General features: G+C 42.2%; 8 protein-coding genes and 1 tRNA gene. 6 read left to right on the forward strand and 3 right to left on the reverse strand.

From position 1 onward, the window contains the following. Window positions 1-438: 438 nt before the first annotated feature. Complete coding sequence (locus O9324_RS19795) at window positions 439-1,797, forward strand: sensor histidine kinase (RefSeq protein ID WP_288141098.1); 1,359 nt, start codon at window positions 439-441, stop codon at window positions 1,795-1,797. A 10-nt stretch (window positions 1,798-1,807) separates the two neighbouring features. Here the strand turns inward: O9324_RS19795 and O9324_RS19800 are convergent. Further along, window positions 1,808-1,880: transfer RNA gene (locus O9324_RS19800), tRNA-Glu, on the reverse strand. Window positions 1,881-2,007: 127 nt separating this feature from the next. Here O9324_RS19800 and O9324_RS19805 point away from each other — a divergent pair. The 3 genes from O9324_RS19805 to O9324_RS19815 all read left to right on the forward strand — a co-directional run bounded on the left by O9324_RS19805 (window position 2,008) and on the right by O9324_RS19815 (window position 5,160). Next, entirely contained in the window at window positions 2,008-3,513 is a 1,506-nt protein-coding gene (locus O9324_RS19805) for a hypothetical protein (protein ID WP_287629944.1), read from the forward strand. 236 nt (window positions 3,514-3,749) lie between these two features. Continuing rightward, window positions 3,750-4,751 carry an Npun_R2821/Npun_R2822 family protein gene (locus O9324_RS19810; RefSeq protein WP_287629943.1) on the forward strand — a complete coding sequence of 334 codons (1,002 nt, stop codon included), beginning with the start codon at window positions 3,750-3,752 and terminating at the stop codon, window positions 4,749-4,751. A 208-nt stretch (window positions 4,752-4,959) separates the two neighbouring features. Continuing rightward, complete coding sequence (locus tag O9324_RS19815; RefSeq protein WP_002735656.1) at window positions 4,960-5,160, forward strand: hypothetical protein; 201 nt, start codon at window positions 4,960-4,962, stop codon at window positions 5,158-5,160. 96 nt (window positions 5,161-5,256) lie between these two features. Here O9324_RS19815 and O9324_RS19820 read toward each other — a convergent pair whose 3' ends face one another. Continuing rightward, the gene (locus O9324_RS19820; protein ID WP_287629942.1) at window positions 5,257-6,078 is read right to left on the reverse strand and encodes a sulfotransferase family protein; all 822 of its coding nucleotides are present in this window, start codon (window positions 6,076-6,078) and stop codon (window positions 5,257-5,259) included. A 90-nt stretch (window positions 6,079-6,168) separates the two neighbouring features. On the opposite strand from O9324_RS19820, the gene O9324_RS19825 reads away from it, so the two are divergent. Both O9324_RS19825 and O9324_RS19830 read left to right on the forward strand, forming a co-directional pair. After that, window positions 6,169-7,110, forward strand: a complete 942-nt coding sequence (locus tag O9324_RS19825) for a hypothetical protein (RefSeq protein ID WP_288141099.1) — start codon at window positions 6,169-6,171, stop codon at window positions 7,108-7,110. A gap of 256 nt (window positions 7,111-7,366) precedes the next feature. Continuing rightward, window positions 7,367-8,143: a DUF5131 family protein gene (locus O9324_RS19830; RefSeq protein WP_002769569.1), complete on the forward strand. Its 777-nt coding sequence runs from the start codon at window positions 7,367-7,369 to the stop codon at window positions 8,141-8,143. Here the strand turns inward: O9324_RS19830 and O9324_RS19835 are convergent. Then, window positions 8,133-9,266, reverse strand: a complete 1,134-nt coding sequence (locus O9324_RS19835; protein ID WP_002769571.1) for a three-Cys-motif partner protein TcmP — start codon at window positions 9,264-9,266, stop codon at window positions 8,133-8,135. The two genes, O9324_RS19830 and O9324_RS19835, sit on opposite strands and share 11 nt — an antisense overlap. Window positions 9,267-9,754: the final 488 nt, after the last annotated feature.

Here is a 9,754-nt window from a genome sequence, read left to right on the forward strand (position 1 = left end):
CAATTGTCTATCTTTTGGTATTAACTTATTTATGCCTTAAGTCCTTTCCTGTATGAATTTCAGCTACTTTTGAGCGTAGTTGCTCTCATCGAATTTTATTTTAAGTTAATTATTTGCATAACAATTCCCGAAGAGCCAAATAAGCTCAAAAATATTTTTAGCCGTTCCTGTCAGCCTTGTTGCCATAGGGTTAAATATAATTCACTTTAGCTGCTTTTGTAGTTCTACTCAAACAATTATTGAGAAGAATGTATCTAAAAATACTTTTGTTAGCAGCAATTTTTAAGGACTATGAGCCTTCAAGTCTAGCTATTCTTGGCAACCGTCAGTTTTTCCCTATGGCTAAAAATAATTTATTCTCCAATAATAAATCGCTCAAATAAGCTGTAAAATAGGATACATTGCCCTAAAAATCTCTAGCCAATCCATAGATTATCGGTGTTCCAAGCCACTCGCCGCCGTTTAGCCTTATGGTACACTGTTGTCACTGCCATACTACTGCTTTTTCTCGCTACGGGAATGTATTTTTATGTGCGGCATACCCTAGTGGATCGCATTGATGATACCCTCAAACACATCATTGAGGTGGTAAATCGTTCCCTCGTGATCGAATCGATTCCCCCGAACCAAGGACGTTATCGCGTCGATCCCCTTGCAAGTTTTCCCAGTCAGGGTAAATCCGTCGAGGACGATCATATAGATTTGGAATGGTTCGATCCCCAAGGTAATCTAGTTTGGTCAACTCTGGCCGAATCTTTAGATATTCCCCTCCATCCCCACCGTCAGGGGGAAACTATTCGCTTATCCGATAATCGTCTGCTGCGACAAATAACCGAAAGGGTGGAAATCGATCATTATGTTTTGGGATATCTGCGGGTAAGTCATCCTTGGTTTGAGGTGACAAAACCAATTAGACAGCTATTATGGGATTTAATCGTCGGAATTTGCCTGATGATTGCCAGTGTCGCCTGGATTGGTTGGTTTTTGTCCGGTTTAGCCATTCAACCGGTAAAAGAGTCCTATCAGAGTTTAAAACAATTTACCGCCGATGCTTCCCATGAATTACGCAATCCGATCGCCACTATTCAAACTAACGTGCAAATGGCGATCGCCTATCCCCAAACTGGCCATCAACGCTTGCAAGTGATCGATCGTTTAACGGAAAGATTGGGCAATTTAGTCAATGATCTGCTCTTTTTAGCCCGTTCTGATAGTGGCATCGTCCAACCGATCGAGCAAGCTGTACCTTTGGATGCTTTATTGATGGAAGTGGTGGAAGAACAGCGTTTAATCGCCGATAAGCAGGGAATTTCCCTCTCTTTGTCGATTGTGGAACCGAATCAAGAGGATTTTTCCTACAGCGATGAAATGTTTACTATGCAGGGAGATTGGGATCAATTAGCCCGTTTATTCACAAATTTAATTTCTAATGCCCTAAAACACGCTTTTTTGCCCGAATCTGAGCCTAAAAATGTGGCAGTGGAATTGGAAAAAAGTAAACGCGATCGACAATCGGTGTTACTGGTACGCGTCAAAGATAACGGAATCGGCATTCCCGAGGCTGCTTTGTCCCATATTTTCGATCGCTTTTATCGTCTCGATCCCGCACGACAAAATTCTGCCACCTCCGGGGGAACAGGATTAGGATTAGCGATCGCTTTAGCGATTACCCTCAGTCATCATGGACAAATTAGCGTCGAAAGTCAGATCGATCGAGGAACAGTTTTCACCGTCACCCTACCAAAAAGCCATCAACGGGAGAAAAAAACCGAAAAGTCAGAAGCTCGACACCTCTGACTTCTTTTCATACCCCCAAGGGAATTCGAATCCCTGTCGCCTCCGTGAAAGGGAGGTGTCCTAGGCCACTAGACGATGGGGGCTTAGATTTCAGACCTTTTTAAATATAACAATAATCTTTCTGGGAGTCAAGGGTTTTGGCAAAAATTTTTTTTATCCCGCCCTTGCACAATAGGATAGTCTAAATGAAGATGTTATCGCCCAAAATCCATGGCTGCCGATCCCTATAAAAGCCGACTGTTCAACCTGATCAACCGTCGCTTGATCCGTCTGAAAGATAACCTCGGCCGCGTTTCCCGTCGCGGTCAAAATGCGATCGCTCTTGCCCTGCAAATAGCCATCTATCCCGTCTATTTACTGGTACAATCGCTGCGGGTGACGGCTAATCAATTGGGGAACAGTCTCCAGAAACAATTATCACCCCCCAGCAAGGAGGGGACGGATGCGATCGCAGAATTTCTCCAGAGCTTATCCGACCAAGAAACGGCATTTATTGGCATAGCAGCCGATCTAGAGGATCAAGCTTTAGTTTTCGTCACTAACGATCACCAGACCGTTAAAATCACCGATAATCAAACCCAAAGACAAATAGAAAAACAAATTAGGACGGCACTGGCTAATTACGCCCTCGAAAAACGGAGAATTAAGCGATTAAATCCTCAGTATCCGCCTTTATTACCAAATTTTACCGATAAAAATTCTGTCTTGCCTCCGATCCGTTGGTTTTGGGAGCTACTACGCTGGGAACAACAGGGACAGATAGCGATCGCCATAAATCTATTCCAAGAATCCCATCTCGTCAAAACCCCGACACCACCCTCCTTACCACTGCCTAATTTAAATTCTCAAGCAATTTTAGGAGTTATTGACGAAAAATTAGCGATTTTCGAGGCTAAATTTCTCGCTATCTCCCCCGCAATCCCCGGTAGTTTGAGCCACACCCCTAACCCTCCTTCCGATCTCGTTAACCAGTCCCCGACTCTGGAGAAAAATTCCTCCTATCTCTGGCGCCTTTATTGGTTAATTTATGCGGCGATCGAGCATTTCTGGGCAAAAGAGAAGAATAATTTAGAATATAGTGCTGATTCACCCGCTTTATCCGCAAAATATCCCCTAAGTCTTCCTAATTCTCTGCTGATCACCTTCAAGCAACGTCTCCAGGATTGGCTAGAAAAACAAACCCAAGCGGATCCCTTCACGATCGGCAAACTCATCCAAGCGGCGATCGATCACTTCTTTTCCTCTCGCCAATCCCTGACATTTTCCGCCGTCAGCGAGCAACCTTGGCTAGAATCCGCCGATATATTGGCTATTTCTCCCCAAGACTCCGAAAAACCCCGCCTTAATCCCGCTTATCCCCTTCCCCAGTCCCCAGTCACCCCAACCGAGCCTTCTAGCACAGAAAAAGTTTTTAGTCAAGGAAAACAAAATAAATCTTTACAAAAAATCCCCCCGGCCGCCGCTGAAATTACTCCGGGAGAATCCCCCCCCGCCACCCAATTAGATCCCCGCTATGCTAGGGAGATAATTCAACCAATTAACGAAGAATGGTTAGAAACCGAATCAACACCCGTCGGCTACGTTAAACACCCCTTAGAACGGATTTTAGAGGGATTAGATGCGATTATTTTATGGGTGGAGGAATTAGTTATTAAAATCTGGCGTTGGTTGCGGTACAATCGACGCATTTCTAAATTACTCAAACGCAAACGCTAAATCGATCGGTTTTGGGTATAGCCGAGCGGGTAGTCTTTCTGTTGTGAGAAACTTGAGACTATCTTTAGGGACTTACCTCTGTCAATCCCTAGCGCTGCACTTCACTTTTGAATGAACATTGGCTGCTCGGCAGTTAAGTTCATGGCTATAATCTGAAATTACCCAAATTTATCGACAAAAATAAGCTAAACTAACGGCAAAGATAATAGGTTTTGATTTTTTCCTTGGGATTACTTATGGACGGTATCTGTACCTTAGCTAACGATCGCGTTTACGATCAATTAATCGCTCTACTCAACAGCATCGAGGTAAATGGGGGAAAAGCTCTTCCTGTTTGTGTCTATCCCTACGATGACAACATCGAACGTATCAAAGCGGAAATTGCTCAACGTCCTAACGTACAGTTGTTTGATAATCAGGAAATTATTGAACGCTGGGAAAATTTCGCCAAGTCGATTTGGGATAGCCACCCGCAAGCCCGCGAACGTTGGTTGAAATCGGGTTGCACTGACCGATATTATCGTATGGGAATGCACCACCGTTTTATTGCTTTTGATAGTCCCTTCGATCGTTTTATCTACATGGATGGGGACACCTTGCTACTCGATGCCATTGATAAAATCTTCGCTATTCTAGATAGGCACGATTGTGTTGTTTATGACTTTCAGCACAAAGATCCCACTCATGTCTATGAAGTTTCTCAACCAAAATTATTCGAGGTTTTTTCCCGTGATCGTATCGAAAAGGAGATTTTTTGTGCAGGTTTCTACGCTTCTAAAACTGGTTTATTCGATGAAAATCAGCGAGATTGGCTCATAGAACAATTGCGAGCAGGAGAAGCGGAAATTCTCTATCCGATGGCTCCCGATCAAACTATCGTCAATTATATGATGATGCGCTCAAATTTTTCTATATATAATCTAGCTCTTCAATTGCCTAAAGAAGAACGCACCGGCTGCTGTGTCACCTCTCCCCATTTTCAGGCTTTAGATAATATTCTTTACGATCAGGGCAAACGGTTGACATACCTTCACTACATCGGTTTATCTTCCTCTCTGTTTACTCGACTTTGTAGCGGTGAAAATCTCGATTTTCCCTATCGAGATATTTTCTTACACTATCGTTATCTCTACGAACCTAGTCAACGTCCTATATTTACCGGTAGTCCCAAACCCTATCAACCACCGACCCCAACCTTTTGGCAAAAAGTAACCAGAAAACTCGGCTTAGTAAAATAATAATTACAGTCATTTCAATTATTAAGATTGAATCGTATCAGACTTATCTGAAATGACTATACATTTTCAAGGTCTAATCTTCTGCATAAGAAGAGTCCAGGCGAAAAAAAACCAAAAAGTAGCGGAATGTATAGCGCGCCACTACATCTCAGAAAAAACCCCTTACAATAGAGACAAAAGTGATCGGAGATCAATGGGGGTGAACGTCATGTTAGTGATTTTAACCGACGAACACATTCTCGATACGGGTTCTGTCTGTCAGGGCTGTCTTTTAGCCAACCAGCAGGGGCAACCCCGGTGGCGAGAGGGTAAACTAGGCTGTGGTCACTCCTTGGGTAAAGGAGGAAGCCAACAGCCCAATCTCTACGAGTGTCAGATGGGCTTTACAATTGCTAATATTGAAGGCTAATCAGACCTTTTAAATGCTCAACTTAGAGTTGAGTTAGGGGGATTTTCTTGGGACTCGGAGGAGAGAATCAAGGCTATTACTAATCCCCAATTCAGCTTAGATACAATGACAATAATGGCTGAGGGTTTCGTAGCATCGATCGTAGGCTTTTTGGGCTTGGGTTAAAACAGCGTCGGAAATTTCTATATCTAATTTTCTGGCTTGTTTAATAATTTTACCCGCTTTGATATTCTCGGAAGAATCTCCTATACCGCGGCTGCCAGTGGTTTTTAAAACTCGATATTCTTCAGAAAATCCCGTTTTAGTATCGAGATGACTCTGTAAACTATTAAAGACCAATTGACTTTGGTTTAATACCTGATCGTGGGTGATAAATAAACTCTTTTCTTTGCTGTTAATTAATCGAGCATAACCTTCTAGGGTGGCTAAACGACCAGTATAATAGCCTAGCGCGTGCTGCTCGTTTTGATGGGGTTTAAGATCTAGAATACTAGCTAAAGTGCGCTTCGGTTCTCGTAGTAAAAATATGGTCTTAACCGGATCAGATTGCAAAAAACTATGATCTAAAAACTTCTGATCATGAAGAACTTTATCTAAAATATATTTATGATTCATGTTTAAATCTTTCAAACGCCAGTAGAGTTGAAACATTAAAGTTTTAAAATCCTGTTCACTCTCATAAACCAGATGAGTTTCGCCAAAACCGATAATTTCAGGATTAGAATTGAGGATATGGGTCAATAAAGACGAACCCGATCGCATATGGCTAAGAATAAATAAAACCTGATAGGGTTGGGGACGAAAGAGAATTTTATAGGGGTCTTTGGGTGTATCAATGCGTACCTGAAAATACTTATAAGTTAAACGATGGGTTAAACCCTGCCAAGATTGGGGTAAGCGATCGAGGGCTATAGTCATAGGTTAATAAGGAATTGTGTCAACTTGTCGCGAAGATTCCCCTATAATGTATCCCATTTAAGACCCAAACAAAAGTGAGGTTTATACAAAATGGGATTGCCAAGTTGTTCGCTCTGGTTTTTTACGGCGCGAACCGATGTCTGGTTTATGATGAACACTATTCCCCATCTAGTCAAAATGAGTCAGTTTCCCTTCGAGGAAAAGGTACTCGCTATTGACACGGCCCCCTTAAGCGGGGAAAAGGTTAATCGCCCCGGACTGGGTACAATGGAGGAGTTAAGAGCCTGTGCTGAAAAATTAGTTAAAGAAGGCATAATCGATCGCCTAGTGGATTTTAACTACGATCCCAGCTATCGTCAGCGTATCTATCAAAAGCATTTCGGCAGTCCCCTCCGTTCCACCCATAACTACAAAGGTTATCCGATTTTCGGCTCGATCTTCAAAATCGAGTCATGTCGCAGCGATTATATGGTTCATTATGACAGTGACATGATGCTCTACCAAGAACCGGATTACAGTTGGATCCGCGAAGGGATCGAGTTAATGGAAACCCATCCAGAAATGATGTTTGTGCGTCCTTTGTCCGGTCCACCCCGGCCTGATGGTACGATTTATTCTCAGCATCCTTGCACGAAAAATCCCGACGGATTCTATCAATTTAAATTTTTTGGTAGTCGTGCCTATTTACTTAATTGTCGTCGCTATGATCGCCTTTTACCGATCACCCCCCTCTGGCGCTCTTATAAAAATACCTTTCTCGATCATTTACCCGATGGTTTAAAAGCTTGGGGCAATATTTTAACCGGTAAAGGAAAACTCGACTCTTGGGAAATTATGGTTTCTCGCTCCCTAGAACAAAGCAACTACTATCGCGCCACTCTCACCAATGCCAAGGGTTGGACTTTGCACCCCAACGAGCGCTCTGCCGCTTTTAGGCAAGCTTGGCCGACTATTATCGAAAAAATCGCAGCGGGTGTTTACCCACCGCCCCAAGCTGGTTATTATGACCTGATTCCGGAATTATGGTATTAAAAGAGCCTTAGTTCTCTAGATTTGAGGTGAGGCGATCATTGCTTAGATTTCATAGCACCAGTTATAACCTCGTAAGTACCTGTTGTTTCCGTTAAACGATGTAATATCTCGTTTACACCGCAACTCATTGACGATTGCGTAATGTAGAAAGTGAGTGCGGCGACAATTGTACTTGTCAAACAATGATATAGTACAAGTAAATTGCTAATTATCGGCAGGTAGCGTCTGTCATAGGTATAGATTGTGGAGTTAAAATATGTCTAGTACACACACTGGTATTGAGTGGACTGATAAAACGTGGAATCCAACAACCGGGTGCGATAAAATTAGCACTGGCTGTCTGCATTGTTATGCCGAAGCTATTACACAGCGTTTTCCCAAAAACTTTCCCAATGGATTCACCTTAACTTTGCATCCAGAAAGATTGGAAGAACCCTTACGTTGGCGCACTCCCAGTCGAGTTTTTGTCAACTCAATGAGTGACCTTTTTCATGATGATGTGCCTCTCGACTTTATCAGACAAGTTTTCTCAGTTATTCATTCAACACCTTGGCATATATATCAGATTTTAACAAAGCGACAAAGCCGTCTAGGTGATTTAGCGTCTAAATTAGATTTTCCAGAAAACATTTGGCTAGGTGTATCTGTCGAGAACCAAAACCACATAGATCGGATTGAATATCTTCGGACAGTGCCTGTTTCAGTGCGTTTCATTTCATGTGAGCCACTTTTAGGACCCCTAGAACTTAATTTAACTGGCATTGATTGGGTTATTGTCGGCGGAGAATCCGGGCAAAAACATCGCCAGATGAAACTTGACTGGGCAAGGGATATCCGCGATCAATGTCAAAATTCAGGGGTAGCATTTTTTTTCAAACAAGTTGGGGGAAGGACACCGAAAGCAGGGGGTAGATTACTTGATGATAAAATCTGGGACGAGATGCCTAATGCCTGGAATCAGCATATCCAAAAATGGGGAAGTGTCCCACTTAAATCAGCGAGGCGTTCAGAAAAATTAGAGCTTATTGCTTAACTGGAAATGTAACCTTTAAATCATCCGCAAACGTTCCTTTTCGCCGTTTTTTGTCATCGAGTGAATGTACTGTGATTTTTCCTTGAGATTCAAGATTGCTAAGGGCAGTTTTGTAATTCTTTTTAATGTACGGTTTTCCAGGATGATGCTGGTCGTAAATCTCTACCATCGTCATAGTTTTACCTGAAAAATTGTCCAACAACATAGATTCCAGTTGATCAAGAGGACGGGTTAGCTCAAAGAGTAACGGTTGTTGAAGAGTTGCAGGATTATACTCAAAAGATGGTACGCCCTGCGTCTGTTCAGAACTCTCTTTAGCCATTATCTCTTTCATAATTTCATGGCCTTTAGGATGCTTGCTTACAAAAATTAGGTGATGGCTAGTACGATTTCCCATTTCATGTCTGAAACGAAATGGAAGAACATATTTACCCCCCATTTCTTTCAAGGCTTCACAGATATATTCTACAACGGTTAACTCACGCTCTTGTGGAGTAAGTGTAAGTGTTTTCAATCGTTTGCGGAGTTGATCTGCTCCTACTTGTCCGAATAGCGCATTTATGTGTTCTTTGACTGCATCATTATTTAAACCCATGTTGATGCGATTGTAATTGAAGAAGAAGATGCAATCACAACCCCAATCTTTGACGACCGAATTAACAAGTTCAAGAGATAGCCCCTTGTAACCCCAAGGATCAACAAAAAGTAAAGTGGGAACTAATTTCATGCTTTGGAAGGTTTTAACTATGTCCTCTCCAACCTCATATTTTGATATTTGAGGGCGGTATTTTAAATTTTCTATGCCCGGAATTGAATCTATAGCTTGTTGAAGAGAATTAACATTTTCGACATCGGCATCGTTAAAGATCGATACCAGCATATTTCGCATATCTGGATCGGCGATGGCAGTTTCTAGAACCTTTACTGGGGTTGATTTTGAGCCATCTTTATATCGTCCGGCACCAGCAAAAAGGTCAACATAAGCGATTTTCTGGTTTGAAGACGATCCCTTCTTAACTTTTGAAATTATAACTTTTGCCCAAGCCCAGAAATATTTCTCAACAATCCTAGCTTTGATCAAGGACTGTTCTTTTTGCTCATTGAAGAAGGAATTTTCAGTCATAAGCTATATGGCTCTTCGGTTTGTGTTATGCAATGGACGGGGGTTATCAAGGATGGAACCCTTGTATAGAAAGGCATTTAGCGATTTTTGTCAATTATTTTCGTCTAGAGCGAACTAATCAATTAAGTCTCTTGCCAGATAAGGATTTAGTCGATTTATGCCCCCCTATCGAACCATACCAAGTAACGAAGAGCCAGCTATATCAATAGTTACGATGCCGAAGGCGCTAGGTAGCAGCAAGTCGATCTTCTCGTCGGATGCGTTAATCAAATGTAACATACCTTATTTTTGTTTGAATTAGAGAAGATAGGAGATGAAACAACCCAAAAGAAAACCCAACCACCGCGATGGGGAGATTGGGTTTTCTGGTTATCAATTGATTTTAAGGGGCCAAAGCGTTACCGCGCAGGAGAGAACCGATGGTTTTAGCAGTAATCTTCATCTGTACGAGAGGATTAGCGGGAACAACGGTTTTATAGAGATAACTG

Origin of the sequence: Microcystis sp. LE19-84.1B, assembly GCF_027531875.1 — a bacterium.
Classification (GTDB): domain Bacteria; phylum Cyanobacteriota; class Cyanobacteriia; order Cyanobacteriales; family Microcystaceae; genus Microcystis; species Microcystis panniformis.